This is a genomic window from Dellaglioa sp. CoH-57-MRSF-22 (assembly GCF_056781895.1).
On record NZ_JBXAXT010000117.1, the window covers coordinates 1 to 381 of the forward strand.

At 55.6% G+C, this 381-nt stretch carries 1 protein-coding gene; it reads right to left on the minus strand.

Going from position 1 to position 381, the window contains the following annotated elements; all coding sequences use genetic code 11:
- Positions 1 to 381 (minus strand): hypothetical protein (locus AC1RPR_RS08455; RefSeq protein WP_481763508.1); only part of this gene is annotated, 381 nt, incomplete at both ends.

The window sequence follows — 381 nt, forward strand, 5'->3', positions numbered from 1 at the left end:
CCCCATGTGTGATCGTCAGGAAGTTATCGAAGTACGCGAGCCGTGACTCAAATTCCACACGACTCTCACCATGATACAGGTTGACGCTGTACAGGTTGATGTGTTCTTCGGCCCCAATCCTATATTTTTCCAGCACATATTCAACCACTCGCGGTTTGCCCCGTTCGCGCTCGGCATTAGCAGTACGCACACACTTCATGAGGTCAGTGACACTTGCGCATTCCTCGACCGGTACTCCGGCACGCTCCACGTCCTGCGGGCCCGTACGCACCCATCCCGGCATGCAGAAGACGATGGTGCACAGCCGATCCAGATCGTAATCATTTTCGATCGGCACGCGATACCCACGAACCGGCGCATGATCCTCGTGCACCAGAATCC